The following is an 18498-nucleotide window of genomic DNA, read 5'->3' on the forward strand; positions in this document are numbered from 1 at the left end:
ATTGTGATAGAGGAACTCCATCGATCAGTCAATCAGGCCGCACCTAACTATTGAAGAAGGCCCTGCTGGGGCCGAGGATTCAGCAGCTCATCAAGACTGCTTGTTCAGTTTCACGATGGTCATCGTGCCGTTGACGTTTTCGACACGCACCTTGACCTTGTCGCCCTCGTGAACCCGCTTGACCATGTCTGGGTCTTTGGCCTTGAATGCCATGGTCATCGGTGGCATGCCAGCGTTCTCAAGCGCACCGTGCTTCAGCGTGACCATGCCAGTGGCCGCGTCGACCTTCTAGACTCCGCATCGGTGAGGGCAGCATTCGGGTTCACCTTCGCGGCCGATGGCTTTGCGGACATGTTCATGCCCCGCCATATCATCACCAGCAAATGCAGGGATCGTCACAACAGCTGCAATAGCGGCGACAGCAACAATCATCTTCCTTCATTGAGTTTCTCCGGTTTTAACAGAAGGCACTTCCGTGCGGAAGGTACTGCATGAGGCAACCACGCATGGCGCCTTACTCGACGACGCTGCAACAGGAACCAGGCGGCGGGAATAACGAACATTGCGGTGCCCAACCGCGTACGGGTTTTCATAGCGCCTTGTACTCTCCGCTGCCACAGGCGAAGCTAATTTACGGCGCAGTGGAAGGGACGGAGATCGGCGGCACCCGGCCCCATTGCCGACGTCGCACTTCCCGAGAGTCAAGGGCCGGAACCGGAGCAATGCGGCCGTCCGGGACGCATCCCCGCACACTGAAAGGGACATCCAGCCGATCATAAAACGCACCATTATTCGGATAGCAGTCTCGTCTTCCAGCATCTTTCAGAGCGACATATCAGTGGCGCAACTTCTCACGAGCGAATGTCCCTACCACTTACGACGTTGAGCCGCTTCACTCTCGCCGACAAGTCCACGCATTCGGCAGCGACGCACGATCGTTGGCACCAAAAAGCGCCAGCTGCCGTACCTGCGCGGCTCGGACACGACGTCATCTTGGGGTCGCTGGGAGGGAGCAAAAACCTGAGCGGATACCCCCTCCACCTGCTGCGGTGCTGTTGGCTCGCTGGTCAGGACGTGGATCGACCGGTGCCGCCTGCCTCTGGCAGCAAGCAATCGCGGCATGATCGTTGCAAAAAGCGGAGAGGTATCTCACCGCGCAAAGTGTGCAGACGAGAGTATCTAGCATTCGCACGCTGCACAGCGGGGCCAATCTGTTCCCGAAGCGAACGGCTCCACGCCGCGATCACCAATTGGAGAAGTCATGGGCCGCACCTTTAACCAAGTTCCTGCACCTACCAGAACAATCGCGGCTCTCGCGGTCACCGCGACCGCTGCCGCCGTCGGGGCGCTATGGGTTTGGCGTCGTGCCCGCAAGGCCGAACGCGATCACCCGCCAGCCGGAAGTTTTGTCGAAGTCGACGGAGTACCGATTCATTACCTGGACAAGGGCGAAGGCCCCACCGTTGTGCTCCTGCATGGGAACGCCGTGCTGCTGCAAGACTTCCTCGCCAGCGGATTGATCGACCGGTTGGCTGAGCGCCACCGCGCGATCGCGTTTGACCGCCCCGGCTTTGGATTCAGCGGGCGGCCAGGCGACCGGTTGTAGACTGCGGCGGCCCAGGCTGAGGTGATACAGAAGGCGCTCACCCAGATTGGCGCGAAGCAACCGGTCGTGCTCGGACATTCCTGGGGTACCTTAGTCGCATTGAACATGGTGATCCGTAAATCCGCAGACGCGCGCGGCCCCGTGCTGATTTCCGGCTACTATTATCCAACCGGTCGCAAGGGAGGGTGTCAAGTTCTCGAGCGGACGTTATCGTGCTTCCTGTCCCTTGGCCGGGAAAAGCTTCGTCGTGCATGGCTGGTCTGCCGCGATGACTGGTTCCCTCGAAAAGCCTATCGTCGAGTAGTCTCCGTGTGCGGACTGCGGGTTCCAACCGCCGGTGAACGCCAGGACCTACAGACGCGAGACGTTAGCAATATCCATCTTATCTATTTGCAACACTCGCAGGCCACAACTATGTTGAATAGGCGGAAGGCTCGGCTGCCGGGCGGGTGCCATGTCCGATATCTGTAGCACTCTTACGCGATTCTGAGTTTGCGGCAATAGCAGGGAGACTCGGCTATGACGACACCGCTGCTCGGACAGATGATGGACGTGCCGCTGACGGTTTCCTCACTGCTGGCTCATGCGTCACGTCACTTCGGCACGACCGAGATCGTGTCAAAGCGCATCGAAGGCGACGTGCATCGCTACACGTATCGCGACTGCGAAAAGCGCGCGAAGCAACTGGCGCAGGCGCTTATCGCGCTGGATGTGCAGCCCAACTGATCGAATGCCTTGCGCCCCTCTGCCCGAAAGTGCGTGGGTGGATCGCGCTTGCCGACGACGCGCATCTGCCGGCAGTGCAGACGCCCATACCGCTCATCAGCTACGAGACGTTTCTCAAGCCACACGACGGCGCATTCGACTGGCCGCTCCTCGACGAGCGCCAGGCATCGTACCTTTGTTACACCTCGGGCACGACGGGCAATCCAAAGGGCGCGCTGTATTCGCATCGCTCCACGGTGCTGCACGCGTACGCCGGTGCGCTGCCAGATGCGATGTGTCTATCGGCGCGCGACTCGGTGTTGCCCATCGTGCCGATGTTTCATGCGAACGCATGGGGCATGCCGCATGCCGCGCCGCTCACGGGCGCGAACTGGTCCTTCCGGGCAAGGATCTTGACGGAAAATCCCTATTCGAACTGATGCAGGCGGAGCGTGTCTCGTATTCCGCGGGCGTGCCAACCGTCTGGCTTGGTCTGCTCAACTACATGAAGGAAGCGGCCGTGCGGTTGTCGTCACTGCAACGCGCGGTGATCGGCGGGTCCGCGTGCCCGCCGGCGATGCTGCGCACCTTCGAGGAATACGGCGTCGAAGCCATTCACGGATGGGGCATGACCGAAATGTCACCGCTCGGCACGCTCGCAAAACTTAACTGGGAACAATCAAGGCGGCCGCCGGAAGAGCAGCGCAGCCTGCGCGAAAAGCAGGGTCATGTCATTTATGGCGTAGATATGAAGATCGTCGGCGACGATGGGCGCGACCTGCCGTGGGACGGCATCGCGTTCGGCGAACTGCACACGCGCGGTCCGTGGGTGATCAAGCGGTATTTCCAGAAGGATGACTCGCCGCTCGTCGACGGCTGGTTTCCGACCGGCGACGTGGCCACGATCGACCGGGACGGTTTCATGCGGATCACCGACCGCAGCAAGGATGTGATCAAGTCGGGAGGCGAGTGGATCAGTTCGATCGAAATCGAGAACATCGCGATCGCGCATCCGGCCGTCGCAGAGGCGGCCTGCATCGCCTGCGCCCATCCGAAGTGGCTGCAGCGGCCGCTGCTCGTCGTCGTCAAACGCAAGGACACGGAGGTCACGCGCGACGAACTGCTCGCGTTCTACGAGGGTAAAGTCGCGAGATGGTGGATGCCCGATGATGTTGTCTTCGTCAACGAATTGCCGCATACAGCCGTTGGAAAGCTGCACAAACTAAGGCTGCGCGAGCAGTTCTTCGATCACCTGCTGCCGTCGGCGCTCGAAGCTGAGAACTGTCCGCTTGCCGACGATCGGGCAATGGGAGGCGTCGGGTCGAAACCTGCGGCGCAATAATCGAAAAGGACCATGCTTCACGGCTGTAGAGGTGTCGCGAGCGCTGAGCGAAAACGATCGGAGACCTCCCATGCTCAACTGTCTGTTGACTGTCGGGTGCTTAAGTTGGCGCCGCAGCAGCGCGGCGGTATAACTACGAACTTCGGCAACCGGCAAAGAATGTCGCACGTACTCGATCGCTCGCGTCTTGCCGATGCGGGACGGGCCGTAAATCAGGGCGCCCATGATTCGGTAGCGCAAGCAGCGAACCACCAGTTCATAGAAGGCTTCGATCGCCGGCGTGGCGATTCGATAGTTGCCGGTCGCCAGCGGGTGCAGTGACGGATCGATGGGACGCGGTATCTGAAGCGACATGGCGCACCTCCTGACGTAAACGATTGGGTTAGAAGACCTGGCCGGTACCGATCAACAGTTTTCGCGGACGCGCGCGACGAGGTGCCGGCGCATCATGGGGTTCCGTCGTTGCGGCGATGGGCGCGCGGGTTTCTGGTCCAATCACGTTCGGCGGTTGTGAGCAGACCGTCTGAGCAGCGGGCGGCCGCACAGTCTCGGTTGACGCCAGCAATGCTTCGCGTGGGCCAACTGGGAAGCCGACTTGCGGTTCTTTCTCGCCTCCGCGAGCTTCCGTTTGAGGTACGCCTCGATGGGGTTCTCTTCTGGCACACCGCGACGACCACGTCGCTGGCCGGCATCGCTGAGTATTTGCTGCCGCAGCTTCAGGTTGTGTGGAATCACCCGTCACACACCCTGCACTTCGAGTTCGCCCAGTTCGGTGCCATCCGATAGAAAAGCGCGCACACTGCGCAGATCGTTTGCGTTCATGTAGATCAGGAGATCCTGGCCAATAAGACGCGTGCTCGCTGCCAGGACGCTGTTGGTGTACCGGGCTTTGTATAGATTGATGTGCGGACGTACGCCCTGATCCAGATAGGCCCGGACCCGACACCGTCGCGCCGACTGCATAAGGCACAGGGTGCGCCGATGATATGACGCTGCAATCGCGTCGACATATCGCGCTCCGGTAATCGGGGCGCCGGCATCGGCTATTCGTTGTTCCAAATCGATGAGTTGCGCCAGCGCTTCGGGCGCGAACTGAATACTCCAGGTCACCCGCGGCCTGCGCGCGCTTTAGCGAGTTGCGCACGGACTTCGTCGGCCGAAAGTGCGCGGTCAGGATTTTCCCGGAGAGCTTTCGCCGCCGGGACCACTTCATCTCGCAGCCACGCTTCGATTGCGCGATCGCGCTCGCGCAGCGCACGAAGTGCGTCGCGCAAAACTTCGCTGTCGGACGCGTAGTCGCCGCGGGCGACCTTCTCCCGCACAAACTCTGCCATTTCGTTGGGTAACGTAATGCTCATCTGTTGTGTGGTTCGCATGGCCACCTCCGTCAGTAGGATTTAATCCTACTTGGATCTTGGCTTGCGCACAAGCGCCCGACAACTCCCGGTAAATTAGGGACAACGTTATTCGTGTCATTGTGATCGACTATCCGGTCGAGCTTCGGCAAATCAAAAAACATACGAAATCGCAAACTGCTGAAGAACAACACCTTGGGTTTTAAGGGAGTCCATCTGGAGTAAAAGAAAGAACTTCTGGGTCGCTCGTATAGGGGTGAATGGAATAAAGATTCACCGTGGATCGTTTCAAACGCCAGGGGAAGGACACGCCGCATCTTGGAAGCGACAAAGGAACTGCCTGGCGAATTCGCCCCTGCGGAAAGACTGGAGAAGGCAGCATGAGCTCAAGGGAGGTGCAATGACTCGAACGGAAAGAGTACAGGAATATCTGGACGCCAGCGAATGCTACGTGACCGCCCTCAAGCCGACGGCGCAACACTGCAACGTTCTGTGCGGCGACAGCACAGCTGCTCGCGGATGATCTGGGCGGGAAGGTGGCGATCTCGTTGCCTGAGGAGATTCACATCGTGCGAAAGCCGAACGCATCACGTCGCTTATACGAGTAATCGACCTCGTCGAAACCCATGAAAATCAGTCGGCCGTCTTGTGTCCAGACGACCCCCCCAGCCATATGCAATCGATCTGTGACCGTCGCGCCTGATCCAGTGTTGAGCGAGCCCGAAGTCCAGACATGGGCGCCCGTTTTCTCATCGAGCCCCACCACAAAGACGTCTCCCGTGCTTGAAATGATCAACAATTGAATGATCGTGCTTTTTAATATCAGAGGCGCATCGCGACGCGACTGTCATCGACAGCCAACGGCCGGTTACCGGGTCACGAAGTCATTCACGGTCAGCCGCAGCGGTTCGTCGGGCCGCGCGAGTAACTTTCTTTGTGCGACAGCGACGATGCGGTTGCGACCGCTTTCGAATGTCTTGAGTGTGCGTGCCGCGTCGGCGTCAGGCGGCAGCCAGAAGTGTTCTTCGAGTGCGTCACGTGCAACCGCGACTTCGACCTCGCGCCCGCGAATCGGCAGCATGAAAACCACAACGCGTCCGTCCGGCGAGACGGCGGGCGCGCGATCAAGAACTTCCATGAAGCACCTCGACGATATATTGGCGGCCTTTGTATTTGTACTGCGCCGCGCAGCAATAAATTTACCAGAAGTTGAACGCAGGACGATCGTCAATGATTAATCGCCACGTGACGTATCTGCTCATTAATTTTTTCAGGCGGCTACGTGTTGTAGGTGGTTTCGTGTCTTGTGGTGTACGTAGTTGGGACAGATGGTTGGTTGCGTATTCGAAATCAACGTACCTCCTTATGGTGAGCTTTTCCGGGAGTCAACGTGAGCCACGAGCTGGCGGATGGTTCGGCACTGCAGCGTGAAAACGTCAATAAGGATGAAATTACGAGCGAGAACGCAATAGTCGTTTGAGAAGAAGCGTTCGTAGATCGCGGTGCGTATCGGTGACGACGTGAATGTGAATGGGCATGGCACAGTCGGACGCTAACGCAGGACAACACCCTCGTTGCGTAGGGTGTCGAGTAGAAGCCGATGCCTCGCAGAGAGGATTCGGAAATTTCCGGATTGGACGGCTTCAGGCCGCATTTTCAGTTGACAAACTAAAAATGCATGGATGCACTTGTCCACAGTCCATGGACAATGGACGACCCGGAATCGGATGGGCGTCGTCGCGCAAGACCTGGCCGAAGCGCTGCTTCAATCTGATCGATCTGCGGCAGCCTTGTTTCCAGTGAATGCTGGCACCTGTCGAAGCAACTGATACTCGGCCACGCGCATCGACTGGCGCGCCGCAGTAACCGCGGATCAGTCAGCCACTCCTCACGGGCTCCGATTTCAACATGGACAAAATCTGTGTGATTGGGGTTGAGCAGATAATTGGTTTCAGCAGGAACGACTGCACTGGGCACAGCCAGCACCGCACTAGCGCGCGTCTCCAACCACGTCGTCCCGACCTGCTGCAGTTCAGCGCGCGCGAAGAGGTCCCGCCAGTCGGCAGGCAAACTGGCTGGATCGATCCGTTGCACGACGATTGTTTCGGGGAATCTGGCTGGAATCATCACATAATGTGCACTCGGCATCGGCGTAATCGCGGCAAGCGGAATGGGTACCGTGCTGACGCGGCGACAGACAAAATTTGCGTCGGAATCGGATTGAGATTTGCGGGCCGGCTTTTGCAGAACGATAACTGAGCACGGCGACGCGCAGGCGGGAGTTCCTAGGCATCGTATGCTCTCATTTTTCGCGTCGCCGGACCTGCGTTTTGCCCGACACAAGCACGCGTCGATCACCGCCACATCGCGGCTGGCGCAATGTGCGAAATTCTTTCATGTCACGCAGACTGAGTTGGAACCGGAAGTACCACCGACCGCGTGGCTAATGACCGTCGCTGGGAACCGGTGGCCATGGTAAAGCGATTTTGTCTTCTTCATCGCGACCTCTTACGTGACTACCTCGCCAATGTGACGGTGCCCACTGCGGGGCTGGCCACCTGAAGCTATGTGCGGGGCTCGGCGCGTTCGGTAGCTCGGGTCGGCTACCGACTTACGACGGCAAATCCGCCAGCCGCCCAAACCACAGGCCTTCAGGCACGTTCCGCTCGAGGAATATGTTTTTGGCGAAGTCCGCGTTGCGCTCAGGAAAGTCTTCGCGGTAGTGACCGCCGCGACTCTCACGCCTGGCGAGCGAGGCCGAAGCCATCAATTCACCGACCTGGATCAAGTTCGCCAATTCGATGCCCCGCATGAGTTCAGCCGGCGTGCCGATCATCGTGTCCTGAAACAACTGGTCTCGCGTGTCCCTGCAGACCTGCCTGAAAGTCTGAAGCCCGGCTTCCTCGCGCACGATCAGCAAATACCGGTTTGCACTCTGCTGAATCCGTGCTTTCAGTTCGTCCACCGTGTACCTGCCCTTTCCGCGGAATTGCGTGGCGAGTGTACGATTGTCGTCCAGGCTCCGGGCAGTCGCGCGGTGCGTTATCTTTTTCGCTCGTTCGGCCGCAGCGAGACCCGCGCGGCGGCCGAAGACTTGGCACGTCAAGGCCATATTGCCGCCGAGACGGTCGGCGCCGTGCGGACCCGCTGCCACCTCGCCCGCAGCGAACAGACCCTTCAGATTGGACTGAGCGTTTTGGTCGATATATAAACCACCGTTGATCGCATGCGCGGAACAGGTGATCTGCACTCTGTCGCGATAAAGGTCGACGCCGTGCTCCTTATACCATTGGCAGGTTAGCGGCCACATCCTTGCAATGCTGCGGCTCTTGTCGGCCAGTATCGATTCGAGATCGCATCCGACGAAGTCGAGAAACACGCCGCCTTCAACCGTGCCGCGGCCGTCGTTGAGTGCCTTCTGAATCGAAATTTCGACGTAGCGCGAGATGTCGCTTGAGCTGAATGGAAAGTGCCGCTCCTTTTGCCGGATGACATCGGCCTGAGCGAGCCCCGCCGGCAGATAGTCAGGAACGAACGCCTTGCCATCGCGGTCGGTGAGATTCGGGTGCGCGTCCCACAGGTAGTTGCCGAACAGGTTGACGAAGGGCGTCAGCACGCTCACACCGGCCTGCATGAACTCCATGTTGACCAGTCTCGCGCCCGCGCGATAAGCCATTGCATAGCCGTCGCCAGTAATGTCCGATGGGTAGAGGTTCTGGGCGAACAACTGACTCGCACCGCCAGTGGTAAGAATCGTCGACTTGGCACGGATCAACACCGGATTCCCATCCGAATCGATCGCGTAAGCGCCGAGACATTCACCGTCCTGCGAAAGCAGGTCGACGAGCATCAACCGGTCCATGACCTTGATACCACGCCGGGACGCTTCAGTCCCCAGCGATTTCACGATGGGCTTGAAATGCTCGTGAATCACATGCGAGCGCGGCCTGGAAGAAAAGCATGCGCGAAAAACCAGGTAGTGGTCATCCTCGCGCTCGAATTTTACGCCGTACTGTTCGAGATAGCGCAGGGAGTCCTGCGCTTCGTTCGCGAGAATCGCGCTCAAGCGCGGGTCGGCCATACCTTGAGCGGCATGCAGGATATCGGCTAGAAAAACATCAGGATTATCGTCGGGATCCCCTGCTCCGTCCGGCACATTGAAGGCGCCCACTTCGGCTACGCTATGAAACGTAGCGCCGCTTTTGCGAAATTCGCCTTTGATAACGACCAGCACGTCGGCGCCACTGGCGTCTGCCTCGAGCGCAGCCCGCAATGCAGCGCCGCCGCTGCCAACAACGAGCACATCTGTACTGACTTCCCTGTATGTGTCCCTCATGCCTGCTCCTCCCGTTTTGATCGACACGCGCGGCCCGCTCGCCGCATTTACGGCTTCATCCTCGCTTCACACCACGCCGCCTTGCCGCGTCCGCGGCAACGGCCCCGGCATCGTCGGCAACGCCGATTACACCGTCCGCCAGCAACGCATCAATCATCGACCGGTTCATTCCCAACCCCGACAGGATGTCGATCGTGTGCGCGCCCAATCGCGGCGGCGGCGTGCGGATAGCCGGGGCGCTGCCGTCGTAGCGCACCGGGTGATTGACGAGCGTCACCGGGCTGCCGGTTGCACCTTCGACTGTCTCGAAGCTCTTCAGATGGCGCACCTGCGGATCGGCAACCACCTGTGCATAATCGTTGACCCGCGTGTGCCAGACATGATGCCGCTCGAAGAGCGGCAACCAGTGCGCCGTCGTCTCCTGCGCAAGCCGGCGCGCAAGCTGGTCGGAGATTTCCTGCTGCGCGTCGAATGCGCGCTTCGCGGGAATCCGTTCATTTTCCGCGATCTCGAGGATCTGGTAGATGATGTCGAGAGGACTCAGCGACAGTGCGATGAAGCCGTCCGCAGTGGCGTAGATGCCGTACGGCGCGGGGAAGTACCAACCTGATATGCGCCCCGCCTGCCGCACGTCGTCATGGCCGTCGCCGTTCAGGAAGCACGTCAGAGACTCCTGTTGCAGATCGAGCGCAGCCGCCAGCAAGCTGACGTCGACCCGGCAGCCCTCGCCCGTACGCTCACGGTTGAGCAGTGCTGTCAGGATGCCGTTCGCAAACAGTGCAGCGCCGTGATGATCGACGACGGACACGCCCACCGCGCGCGGACCGTCCTGCCGGGTGCCGGTAATTGTCGCGATGCCCGACATGGCCTGAATGATCAGGTCCTGACCCGGCCGGCCGGCATAGGGGCCGTCCGGACCGAATCCCGAGCCGGACGCATAGATGATGTCCGGCTTGACTGTCCTGAGTACCTCGTAACCCAATCCCAGCTGTTCCATCACACCGGGACGGTAGTTCTCGGCGACAACGTCGACTTGAGGCAGCAAGTTCATGACGATATCGATCGCTCGTGGATCCTTGAGATTCAGCGCCAGACTGCGCTTATTGCGATTACCCACCAGGAGCAGCATCGTCTGTCCGTCGATGGCGCGGTTCGCGCCGCCCCACTTGCGCTGAAATGCGCCGTCGACTGGTTCGATCGATATGACTTCGGCCCCGCAATCGGCGAGATGCTGCACGCCCAACGGACCCATCAGAAAATGATTGAAGCTGAGAATGCGGATACCGTTCAGCGCGTTCATGCAATCTCCGTTACGTCGTGAGCCCGGCTATCTGGCGAGGTGGACCGAGGCCCTGCTGGACTCGGCGTCGCCCTGAACATTCGAAAGGCCGCGGCATGGACACCTGCTTCGATGCCGGGCTGAACCAGGGGCAAGCGTTGTCAACTGCCGTCGAAAGGCGCATGCGCGACGCGCCAGCGATCAGCGACCCTTGAAGTGCGGCGCCCGCTTTTCGACGAATGCGCGGTGGCCTTCGGCGCGATCCTCGGTCTTGAACACATCGAGATTGGCCTGATGCTCGCGCTCCAGGCCTCCTTGGAGGCTGGTCTCGAACGAATCGAGCACCGCGCGCTTGGCCAGTCGGACCGCCAGCGGCGCGCGGGCGGCGATCAGCGACGCGATCTCGATAGCGCGCGCGATGCTGCGTGCCGGCACTACGACCTCGGTCACCAGTCCGTGGCGCTCGGCCTCGGCTGCCGTCAGCGGCTCGCCGGTAAGCACGAGTTTCATCGCCAGCGTCTTGCCGAGCACCCGCGGCAGGCGCTGGGTGGCGCCGTCGCCCGGGAGCGCGCCGATCACGATTTCTCGCTGCGAGAAGGTCGCGTCGTCCGCCGCAACGACGATATCGGCCAGCATCACCAACTCGTGGCCACCGCCGATGGCAAAGCCGTTGACTGCCGCGATCAGCGGCTTCGGAAACGTTTCGATCGCCTTCCAGCTCGTGAGGCGCACCGGATCCGCATACGCTGCGACCCCACGCGCCGCCATGTCGGCAATATCCGCCCCCGCGCTGAAGAAGCGCTCGCCGCCGGTGAGCACGACAGCCCTGACTTCGTCGCTGACTTCGGCTGCCGCGAGCACGCTCGCCAGTTCCGTCAGCAGCGGCACAGACAGCGCATTGCGCTTGTCGTGATGATTCAACGTGATCAACCAGACGAACTCAACGGGTTGTTCCAGCTTCAGGTACTGCAGGTCCCCGCCTGCGGCCAGCGGGACCGGCGCAGCGCCGCTTCGTTCGATGTGAGCCGTGTTCATGATGAGCCTCTCGGTAATTCGATCGCTTGTGCGCGCGAACAGTCGCCGCGTACGAAGTTCGAAGATTGGGCCGGGCACGTGCAGCCGGTGGCCCATCGTCCTCGTGTTATTTGACTGCCAGCAGGTCCGGCAGGAAGCGCGGGATATGCGGGAAGACAATGATCAGCAGCAGGTCGACCGCTAGCGCGAAGATGAACGGCAGGATCGCGCGAGTCGCTTTTTCGACGGATACGCCGCCGATCGATGCAGCCGTAAAGAGGCAGAAGCCGATCGGTGGCAGGTTGATGCCGATAGCCGAGTTGACCAGTACAATGACGCCGAACACCACTGGGTCGATATGCATCTGCACGACGAGTGGCAGGAACACAGGGATTACCACCGCGATACTCGAGATCGTTTCCAGTACCGTATGGGCTGCCAGGAGGAAGAGATTGATCAGGATCAGCAACACGAACGCGCTGGTCGTCACGGCGAGGAAGCTGTTGGCGACGTGCAGCGGGATTTGCGCCTCGATCAGATAGCGGCCGAGCACGAACGCGAGCCCGAGAAGAAACGATACCCGCGTGGTATTGATAGCCGTGCGCGTGAGTATTGCCCTGAAGTGCGACAGCTTGAGCGACTTGAAGACGAAGGCGCTCACCAGCGTCACATAGACCGCCGCGACGACGCCTGCCTCAACCGGGGTGAAGACGCCGCCGAGAATGCCGCCCAGAATGATCACAGGAGTCAGCAGTGCCAGGATCGCCTGTCTGAACGTGGCCCACAGCCGCGCGGCGGAAAACGCTTCGACCGCCGTATAGTTCTGGCGCACGGCAGTGACGTAGTTCACGAGCATGAAGGAAACCACCACCAGCAGCATCGGCACGATCCCCGCGACGAACATCGTGCCGACCGACACGTTGGCGGTATACGCATACACCAGCATGCTCATCGACACGGGCGACAGCAGTCCGAGCGAGCCCGCTGCCGACTGCAGCGCCACTGCGAACGCGCGTGAATAGCCCTGCTTGACCATCCCCGGAATCATGACCGAGCCGATCGCTGCGGTGTCCGCAGTCGCCGAACCGGAGAGGTCAGCGAAGAACATGCTGGCAACGATCGTCACCTGCCCGATGCCGCCGCGCATAAACCCGACAAGCGCCTGCGAAAAGTCGATGATCCGACGCGAGACGCCGCCCGCATCCATGATGGCGCCAGTCAACATGAAGAACGGGATGGCCAGCAGGCCGACGTTATTCAGGTTCGCAAACAGCTGCTGCGGAATCACCAGCAGCGGGGTTCCATTCAGCGTCAATGCAACCGTCGCCGCAATGCCGATGCAAATGGCCACCGGTACACCCAAGCCGAGAAATCCGGCGCCTAGAGCGAGTGCCCACATGATGATTCACCTCAGATATGTTCGGAGACGCCCTGCAACAGAGAGGGCCTCGTTTGCGCGCCGGGCGCGAGATGGGAAACCGCGATTCGCACCGCGGAATGAAAGACGAGCAGCGCGCCGCAGACGGGAATCGAGAGATATGGGTACACCATCGAGATCGGCAGAGAGGTCGCCGTTTCGGTGCCCATCATCTCCAGCATGTCGCCGCCATACATGACGAACACCACGCCGAGCCCGAGGACGATGCAGTCGGTCAGGTCCGCCAGTGTCTGCGCGAAGGCGGGCGGACAACGATCGGCCAGCACCCGCACCTCCGGATGAACCCGCAGCTTGGCTCCTGCCGCCGCACCGAGACACGTGAGCCACACGAACAGATAAGCCGCAAGCTCGTCGGACCACGACAGCGAGTTGTGCAGGATGAAGCGAAAGACCACCCCGAGGCCGGCCACGAGCACCATCGTGAGAAGCAGTCCACCGCATAGGAACAGCGTCATCTTCAGGACCAGGTCGTCGATCAGCAGCAGATTACGGGCAAGCTTTTCCATCGCACTCTCCCTTCATTTCGAAGCGACAGCGGACTTGTCGGCCGCCTCGATTTCCTGATAAAGCGCCTGGCCATCGGGAATGTCGCTGAGCAGGCTCTGGCGCGCCCTTTCGGTCGCAGCGACCCACGGCGCTGTGTTGATCGCGCTTACCTGGGTGCCGTTCTTCTTCATCGTGGCGAGCGCGTCGTTGTATTCGTGCTTGTATTCCTTTACGTCATAGTCTGCGGCCACGGCGGCAGCGGCCTGAAACGCCTTCTGCTCGTCAGGCGAAAGACGCGTCCAGGCGCTCTTGCTCATTGCCAGCACGACAGGCAAGTAGTTCACGTGGGTCAGGTAGTAGTGCTTGGCGACATCGGAAAATTTATCCTGAATGAACTGCTCCGGGGAGGTATCGCCGCCGTCGACCAGACCCTGCGAAAGCGCCAGAAATAACTGGTTATAAGGCAGCGGCGTCGGGTTTGCGCCCAGTGCCTTATAGCCCGCGATATAGCCGCGACTCTGCATCACTCGCACTTTCATATCCTTCATGTCACCGAGCAAGCCGACCGGCTTTTTCGTCGTGAACAGATTGCGTTCGCCCACCGACAGCCAGGTCAGGCCGATCATGTTGACCGCCGGCATCATGTCGAGGAACTTGCGGCCGACCGGTCCTTGCAGAACCCGGTTGGCGTCGTCGATGCTGCTGAAGAGATAAGGCGTATCGAAGATCTGCCACTGCTTGATCGTGTTGCCGATCGGCGCCTGGGCTGAAATCATGAGCTCCTGGGTACCGGTGCGCAGCGCTTGCGCCATCTGCACTTCGCCGCCGAGCTGCGACTGCGGGAAGATCTCGATCTTGACCTTGCCGTGGGTCCGCTGCGCGACCTCCTTCGCGAACACCTGGGCAGTCAGCTGGTAGTGGTTGTCCGGAGCGAGGGTGTGGCCCAGCTTCATGACGATCGGCTCGTCGGCACGGGCAACGCTTGCGACGACGACGCCTGCTGCGAGCAGCGCACCCACCATCACGGCGCGTCCTGCGCGGCGCGCGCTAAACAATGATTTCATTTCGTCTCCTTCCGTACTGGAATGTAATTTTCGCGCCGCATCAGGCCGATCCGTCTGCAGGCGCTTCAAGTATTCGCGAGTGCACGCAACGGGCGTTAGGACCGGTCGCCCGATTTCTTGCACTTTTTTACGGCGTCTTTGATAGCAAGCGTTTCCCGGACTGTCTGGCGATTTATCCGGCGCACACGAGGGAAGACCCTTGGCGATACTGACGGAGGGTTGAGCGGGAGCAATCCGCGGGCGCCTTGCGGATCGGGTGAAGACTGCAACCACTGCGTGCGTGCGGTCAAAAAAGTCCAAGCATTCCCGCAAACCGTCCTAACGGTCGGCAACCCTCACTGATTAAATTTTAGCCATGCCCGCCGGCTCCAATCAACAGAAACAGGCCGGCTTCTCAACCCACACTCACTGTCATAACCACCATGGCCAAACGCCCGCACATGGATTGTTACGCGGTCGGCGACACTGCCGATTTCGCCAAGACCGTAACCGAATTCGATATCTATGGCTTCGCCGGGATCGTCGGCGATTTCTATGCCGTGCATTTGAACGAGGAATTCGCCAAAACCACGCGCTTCGAGAAGCGCATCGCGCAAGGATGTCTGTCGGTCGGCTTCTTATCGACTGTGATGGGCTATATGGCGCAAAAGGCGCCGAGCCCCGGTGCGGTTTCTTATCGCTACGACATCACGTTCAACGCGCCGGTATTTATCGGCGACACGGTCACTGCCCGGCTCACGCTGCGCGAGAAGGACGACGATCGCAACGTATGCGTGTTCAGAGCAGATGTCACGCGCCACGACGGCACCGTGGTCGCATCTGGCGATACCTACCTGAAGGTGCTGTAACACAGCGCACTACCTTTAACGTCTCCCGCTTTTCACAGAGCCGAACATGCCGCATTGGTTAAACGAACAACACACCGCGATACGAGACGCCGTGCGCCGTTTCGCGGAAAACGAAATCGCGCCGGGCTCGGAAGAGCTTTGGGAAGCCGAAGCCTTTCCTTACGACATCTGGAAGCGAGCCGGCGAGCTCGGCTTCGCCGGCCTTCCCTATCCGGAGAGTTGGGGTGGCGGCGGCGGCGAATGGCTTTCCTATGTGATCGTGCTGGAAGAACTGGCACGGGTGGATTGCGCGATCGCCAACTCGCTCATGGCCAATTCGACGGTCGCAAGCCTGCTCTCCAACTATGGCACCGATGAGCAGAAGGACCGCTATTTGCGCCCAATCCTCGACGGCCGCAAGGTCGGCGCCATCGGACTATCGGAGCCCAACGCGGGCTCCGACGCGGCCAACATCGCGACGCGTGCAACTCTGGAAGGCGATCGATGGATCATCGACGGATCAAAGACCTTCATTAGCAACTCCGGCACGAAAGTGACCGGACCGGTCGTCATTGCCGCTGTAACGGGGACGCGCCCTGACGGCCGCAAGGAAATTTCCAACTTCATCGTGCCCAACGGCACCCCCGGTTTCAGCTACGGGCGCAAGCTGCGCAAGATCGGCTGGCGCGCATCGAGCACCTACGAGTTGTACTTCGAGCGCTGCGCGATCCCGGCCGCCAACCTGCTCGGCGAACGCGGCGCGGGATTGCGACAAACGCTCGCCCAGATCAACACGGGCCGAATCCTGATCGGCGCGCTCGCGCTAGGCATCCTTCAGGGTTCACTGGATCGGTCGATCGCGTACATGAAGGAGCGGCGCGCATTCGGCAAGCCGATCGCCGAGTTCCAGGCGCTGCAGTTCAAGATCGCCGACATGGCGACCCACGCGCACGCCGCGCGGCTGATGCTCTACGATGCCGCCGCGCAGAAAGATGCGGGCGTTCGCTTCGATCAGCAGGCGTCGATGGCCAAGCTTTTCGCCACCGAGCGCGCGATGGAGGCGGCTCATCAGGCGTTGCAGATACATGGCGGGTACGGCGTGATGAGCGAGTACCCGGTGTCGCGCGCATTCGGCGACGCCAAGGTGCTGGAGATCGTCGAGGGGACCTCGGAGATTCAAAGAATGATCATTTCGCGAAACCTGCTTGCCTGAGCCATCAGTCAAACAGATACGAACACGCGCTCAGGAGACAAGTCATGCTGGAAGGCATCAAGGTATTAAGTTTTACTCACTTCTTGCAGGGCCCCGCCGCCGTGCAGATGTTGGCCGATGTCGGCGCGGACGTGATCAAGATCGAACCGCCGGGCGGCGCGTTCGAACGCAGTTGGACCGGCTTCGATGCGTATGTCGAAGGGGTGAGCATGTTCTTCTTGCTCGGCAATCGCAATCAGCGCAGCATCTCGCTGGATCTGCGCGACGAGCGCGCGAGAGAGGTCGTCTTGCGGCTGATCAAGGAAGCCGATGTCCTGATCGAAAACTACCGCCCGGGCGTCCTGCAGCGCATGGGCTTCGGTTACGACGATGTCCGCGAGATCAATCCGAGGCTCGTGTATTGTTCGTGCACCGGCTACGGGTCATCGGGGCCATATCTCAAGCGGCCAGGGCAGGACCTGCTGCTGCAGGCCATCAGCGGCATGACGATGCTCTCCGGCGACGCCGATTCCCCGCCCACGCCAGTCGGATCCGCGATCGTCGACCAGCACGCGGCGGCGTTGGCAGCCTTCGGTGTCGTCGCGGCCTTGAAGGCGCGTGAACGGACCGGCAAAGGCACGCTGGTCGAAAGCAATCTGCTCAACGCGGCGCTCGATCTTCAGATCGAGCCGTTCACCTACTACCTGAACAAGGGGCCGCTCTGGCCGCGTACAAACCCGCCGACCGGCAGCCGGTTCCATCCGGCACCCTACGGGATCTACCGGACTCTCGACGGCTGGATCGCCGTTTCGCTGACGCCCACTGAGAAGCTGGCGGCGGCCTTGTCTCAGCCCACGCTCGCCGGGTTTTCGCACCCAAAGGACAATGTGCGCCGCCGCGACGAATTGAACCGCATCGTGTACGACGCGCTGACCACGCGCACGACGGCCGAGTGGATGATGACCTTCGACGAGCACGACATCTGGTATGCGCCCGTGAACGACTACGATCAGGTTGAGGCCGACCCTCAGGTGGCACACAACCGCATCATCATGGAGGTCGACCATCCGCAGGCCGGGCCGGTTCGCTTACTCGCGCATCCGGTTCGATACGACGGCGCAGCACCACCGCTCACCCGTCAGCCGCCGCGCCAAGGCGAGCACACCCGCGAGGTGCTCGCCGAACTGGGCTACGAGCCGCACGAAATTAATATGCTGGTCGAAGCCGGCACAGCGCTGACCGAGCGGAGAACCGCATGAACACTCATCTGAATCAGAGCCAGGAGATGCTGCGCTTTGACGATATCGCGATTGGCCGCTGCCACATCCTCGTGCGTACCATTGCGGAAAGTGACGTGAACGCTTTCGGCCATCTGTCGGGAGACCTGAATCCGCTGCACATGGATCAGCACTTCGCGGCCCACACTCCGTTCGGCCAGCGCGTGGCGCACGGTCTGCTGACCGCTGCGTTGGTGTCGACGACGCATACCGGGTTGACCGGTCCCGGCTTCGTCTACGTCGGGCAGGAGTTGCGCTTTCTCGGACCCGTCTTCATCGACGATACGATCAAAATCCATGTGACCGTAGTCGAGAAGAAACCCGCCAAGCGCATTCTCGTGATGGACACGATGGTTCGCAATCAGGACGGCAAGCCAGTGCTGACCGGACTGTCGGCGCTGAAGGAATTGCGTTTCCAATGAGCTGCCAAAATGAGCTGACACATCTGCTGACAATCCGCGCGAGACCGAACGTGTGCGGGTTTTCGACAACAGTCGTCACGCCGCTTTACTAACTACAATTACACTACTTTCGATGCCGAACCGGCGAAGGAGAAACAGCACGCTCGACTTAGCTG

The 18498-nt window shown here is 60.4% G+C and carries 18 protein-coding genes and 4 pseudogenes; 8 read left to right on the plus strand and 14 right to left on the minus strand.

Translation table 11 applies throughout. The features are described from left to right. Positions 1 to 90: 90 nt before the first annotated feature. Together RW095_RS05065 and RW095_RS05070 are read right to left on the minus strand one after the other, a co-directional pair. Positions 91 to 432 (minus strand): annotated as a pseudogene (locus RW095_RS05065) (copper-binding protein). 916 nt (positions 433 to 1348) lie between these two features. Beyond that, positions 1349 to 1684 carry a hypothetical protein gene (locus RW095_RS05070; protein WP_317014910.1) on the minus strand — a complete coding sequence of 112 codons (336 nt, stop codon included), beginning with the start codon at positions 1682 to 1684 and terminating at the stop codon, positions 1349 to 1351. Between RW095_RS05070 and RW095_RS41255 the strand changes: the two genes are divergently transcribed. The 4 genes and pseudogenes from RW095_RS41255 to RW095_RS41270 all read left to right on the plus strand — a co-directional run bounded on the left by RW095_RS41255 (position 1673) and on the right by RW095_RS41270 (position 3653). Continuing rightward, the gene (locus RW095_RS41255; RefSeq protein WP_394364992.1) at positions 1673 to 2077 is read left to right on the plus strand and encodes a hypothetical protein; all 405 of its coding nucleotides are present in this window, start codon (positions 1673 to 1675) and stop codon (positions 2075 to 2077) included. The genes RW095_RS05070 and RW095_RS41255 overlap by 12 nt on opposite strands. Before the next feature lie 48 nt (positions 2078 to 2125). After that, positions 2126 to 2332: a hypothetical protein gene (locus RW095_RS41260; protein ID WP_394364993.1), complete on the plus strand. Its 207-nt coding sequence runs from the start codon at positions 2126 to 2128 to the stop codon at positions 2330 to 2332. A 74-nt stretch (positions 2333 to 2406) separates the two neighbouring features. Continuing rightward, positions 2407 to 3098: pseudogene (locus RW095_RS41265) on the plus strand (AMP-binding protein); the annotation flags it as partial. Positions 3099 to 3233: 135 nt separating this feature from the next. Continuing rightward, complete coding sequence (locus RW095_RS41270) at positions 3234 to 3653, plus strand: AMP-binding enzyme (RefSeq protein WP_394365074.1); 420 nt, start codon at positions 3234 to 3236, stop codon at positions 3651 to 3653. Positions 3654 to 3815: 162 nt separating this feature from the next. Here the strand turns inward: RW095_RS41270 and RW095_RS05080 are convergent. From RW095_RS05080 to RW095_RS05135, 12 genes and pseudogenes are all read right to left on the minus strand, one after another. Then, positions 3816 to 4007, minus strand: a pseudogene (locus RW095_RS05080) (ATP-binding protein); the annotation flags it as partial. 384 nt (positions 4008 to 4391) lie between these two features. Next, the gene (locus tag RW095_RS05085; RefSeq protein WP_317014911.1) at positions 4392 to 4763 is read right to left on the minus strand and encodes a hypothetical protein; all 372 of its coding nucleotides are present in this window, start codon (positions 4761 to 4763) and stop codon (positions 4392 to 4394) included. Beyond that, a complete protein-coding gene (locus RW095_RS05090) occupies positions 4760 to 5029 on the minus strand; it encodes a type II toxin-antitoxin system ParD family antitoxin (protein ID WP_317014913.1) in 270 nt (89 codons plus the stop codon). Before RW095_RS05090 ends, RW095_RS05085 begins: the two co-directional genes overlap by 4 nt. Positions 5030 to 5876: 847 nt before the next feature. Further along, the gene (locus RW095_RS05095) at positions 5877 to 6146 is read right to left on the minus strand and encodes a DUF1488 family protein (protein ID WP_317016751.1); all 270 of its coding nucleotides are present in this window, start codon (positions 6144 to 6146) and stop codon (positions 5877 to 5879) included. A 530-nt stretch (positions 6147 to 6676) separates the two neighbouring features. Further along, positions 6677 to 7156 (minus strand): RES family NAD+ phosphorylase, encoded by a 480-nt coding sequence (locus RW095_RS05100; protein ID WP_317014914.1) that lies wholly within the window; start codon positions 7154 to 7156, stop codon positions 6677 to 6679. Positions 7157 to 7397: 241 nt separating this feature from the next. Continuing rightward, positions 7398 to 7507, minus strand: a pseudogene (locus tag RW095_RS05105) (IS6 family transposase); the annotation flags it as partial. 112 nt (positions 7508 to 7619) lie between these two features. Then, positions 7620 to 9344: an FAD-binding protein gene (locus RW095_RS05110; RefSeq protein ID WP_317014916.1), complete on the minus strand. Its 1725-nt coding sequence runs from the start codon at positions 9342 to 9344 to the stop codon at positions 7620 to 7622. Positions 9345 to 9399: 55 nt separating this feature from the next. Further along, complete coding sequence (locus RW095_RS05115) at positions 9400 to 10644, minus strand: CaiB/BaiF CoA transferase family protein (RefSeq protein WP_317014917.1); 1245 nt, start codon at positions 10642 to 10644, stop codon at positions 9400 to 9402. A gap of 180 nt (positions 10645 to 10824) precedes the next feature. Further along, on the minus strand, positions 10825 to 11658 hold the full coding sequence (locus tag RW095_RS05120) for an enoyl-CoA hydratase-related protein (RefSeq protein ID WP_317014918.1): 834 nt from the start codon (positions 11656 to 11658) through the stop codon (positions 10825 to 10827). 106 nt (positions 11659 to 11764) lie between these two features. Next, positions 11765 to 13036: a TRAP transporter large permease gene (locus RW095_RS05125; RefSeq protein ID WP_317014919.1), complete on the minus strand. Its 1272-nt coding sequence runs from the start codon at positions 13034 to 13036 to the stop codon at positions 11765 to 11767. An 11-nt stretch (positions 13037 to 13047) separates the two neighbouring features. Beyond that, on the minus strand, positions 13048 to 13581 hold the full coding sequence (locus RW095_RS05130) for a TRAP transporter small permease (protein WP_317014921.1): 534 nt from the start codon (positions 13579 to 13581) through the stop codon (positions 13048 to 13050). A 12-nt stretch (positions 13582 to 13593) separates the two neighbouring features. Next, positions 13594 to 14898: a TRAP transporter substrate-binding protein gene (locus RW095_RS05135; RefSeq protein ID WP_317014922.1), complete on the minus strand. Its 1305-nt coding sequence runs from the start codon at positions 14896 to 14898 to the stop codon at positions 13594 to 13596. A 167-nt stretch (positions 14899 to 15065) separates the two neighbouring features. Between RW095_RS05135 and RW095_RS05140 the strand changes: the two genes are divergently transcribed. The 4 genes from RW095_RS05140 to RW095_RS05155 are packed head-to-tail and all read left to right on the plus strand — an operon-like array spanning position 15066 to position 18343. Then, positions 15066 to 15473, plus strand: coding sequence for a MaoC family dehydratase (locus RW095_RS05140; RefSeq protein ID WP_317014923.1), 408 nt, complete (start codon positions 15066 to 15068; stop codon positions 15471 to 15473). A gap of 46 nt (positions 15474 to 15519) precedes the next feature. After that, positions 15520 to 16665, plus strand: coding sequence for an acyl-CoA dehydrogenase family protein (locus RW095_RS05145; protein ID WP_317014925.1), 1146 nt, complete (start codon positions 15520 to 15522; stop codon positions 16663 to 16665). 44 nt (positions 16666 to 16709) lie between these two features. Then, positions 16710 to 17903, plus strand: coding sequence for a CaiB/BaiF CoA transferase family protein (locus tag RW095_RS05150; RefSeq protein ID WP_317014926.1), 1194 nt, complete (start codon positions 16710 to 16712; stop codon positions 17901 to 17903). Continuing rightward, positions 17900 to 18343 (plus strand): MaoC family dehydratase, encoded by a 444-nt coding sequence (locus RW095_RS05155; RefSeq protein WP_317014928.1) that lies wholly within the window; start codon positions 17900 to 17902, stop codon positions 18341 to 18343. The genes RW095_RS05150 and RW095_RS05155 overlap by 4 nt, the downstream gene beginning before the upstream one ends. The last annotated feature ends 155 nt before the right edge of the window (positions 18344 to 18498 follow it).

It is taken from the genome of Paraburkholderia kirstenboschensis (assembly GCF_032806925.1).
Lineage (GTDB): Bacteria > Pseudomonadota > Gammaproteobacteria > Burkholderiales > Burkholderiaceae > Paraburkholderia > Paraburkholderia kirstenboschensis.

What these genes read in the sequence shown, in the direction of transcription:
- RW095_RS05150 (WP_317014926.1), top strand. Translation starts at nt 16,710, where the DNA reads ATGCTGGAAGGCATCAAGGTATTAAGTTTTACTCACTTCTTGCAGGGC.
- RW095_RS05090 (WP_317014913.1), bottom strand. Translation starts at nt 5,029, where the DNA reads ATGCGAACCACACAACAGATGAGCATTACGTTACCCAACGAAATGGCA.
- RW095_RS05100 (WP_317014914.1), bottom strand. Translation starts at nt 7,156, where the DNA reads ATGCCGAGTGCACATTATGTGATGATTCCAGCCAGATTCCCCGAAACA.
- RW095_RS05110 (WP_317014916.1), bottom strand. Translation starts at nt 9,344, where the DNA reads ATGAGGGACACATACAGGGAAGTCAGTACAGATGTGCTCGTTGTTGGC.
- RW095_RS41260 (WP_394364993.1), top strand. Translation starts at nt 2,126, where the DNA reads ATGACGACACCGCTGCTCGGACAGATGATGGACGTGCCGCTGACGGTT.
- RW095_RS05120 (WP_317014918.1), bottom strand. Translation starts at nt 11,658, where the DNA reads ATGAACACGGCTCACATCGAACGAAGCGGCGCTGCGCCGGTCCCGCTG.
- RW095_RS41270 (WP_394365074.1), top strand. Translation starts at nt 3,234, where the DNA reads ATGCGGATCACCGACCGCAGCAAGGATGTGATCAAGTCGGGAGGCGAG.
- RW095_RS05070 (WP_317014910.1), bottom strand. Translation starts at nt 1,684, where the DNA reads ATGTCCGAGCACGACCGGTTGCTTCGCGCCAATCTGGGTGAGCGCCTT.
- RW095_RS05155 (WP_317014928.1), top strand. Translation starts at nt 17,900, where the DNA reads ATGAACACTCATCTGAATCAGAGCCAGGAGATGCTGCGCTTTGACGAT.
- RW095_RS05125 (WP_317014919.1), bottom strand. Translation starts at nt 13,036, where the DNA reads ATGTGGGCACTCGCTCTAGGCGCCGGATTTCTCGGCTTGGGTGTACCG.
- RW095_RS05115 (WP_317014917.1), bottom strand. Translation starts at nt 10,644, where the DNA reads ATGAACGCGCTGAACGGTATCCGCATTCTCAGCTTCAATCATTTTCTG.
- RW095_RS05095 (WP_317016751.1), bottom strand. Translation starts at nt 6,146, where the DNA reads ATGGAAGTTCTTGATCGCGCGCCCGCCGTCTCGCCGGACGGACGCGTT.
- RW095_RS05145 (WP_317014925.1), top strand. Translation starts at nt 15,520, where the DNA reads ATGCCGCATTGGTTAAACGAACAACACACCGCGATACGAGACGCCGTG.
- RW095_RS05140 (WP_317014923.1), top strand. Translation starts at nt 15,066, where the DNA reads ATGGATTGTTACGCGGTCGGCGACACTGCCGATTTCGCCAAGACCGTA.
- RW095_RS05130 (WP_317014921.1), bottom strand. Translation starts at nt 13,581, where the DNA reads ATGGAAAAGCTTGCCCGTAATCTGCTGCTGATCGACGACCTGGTCCTG.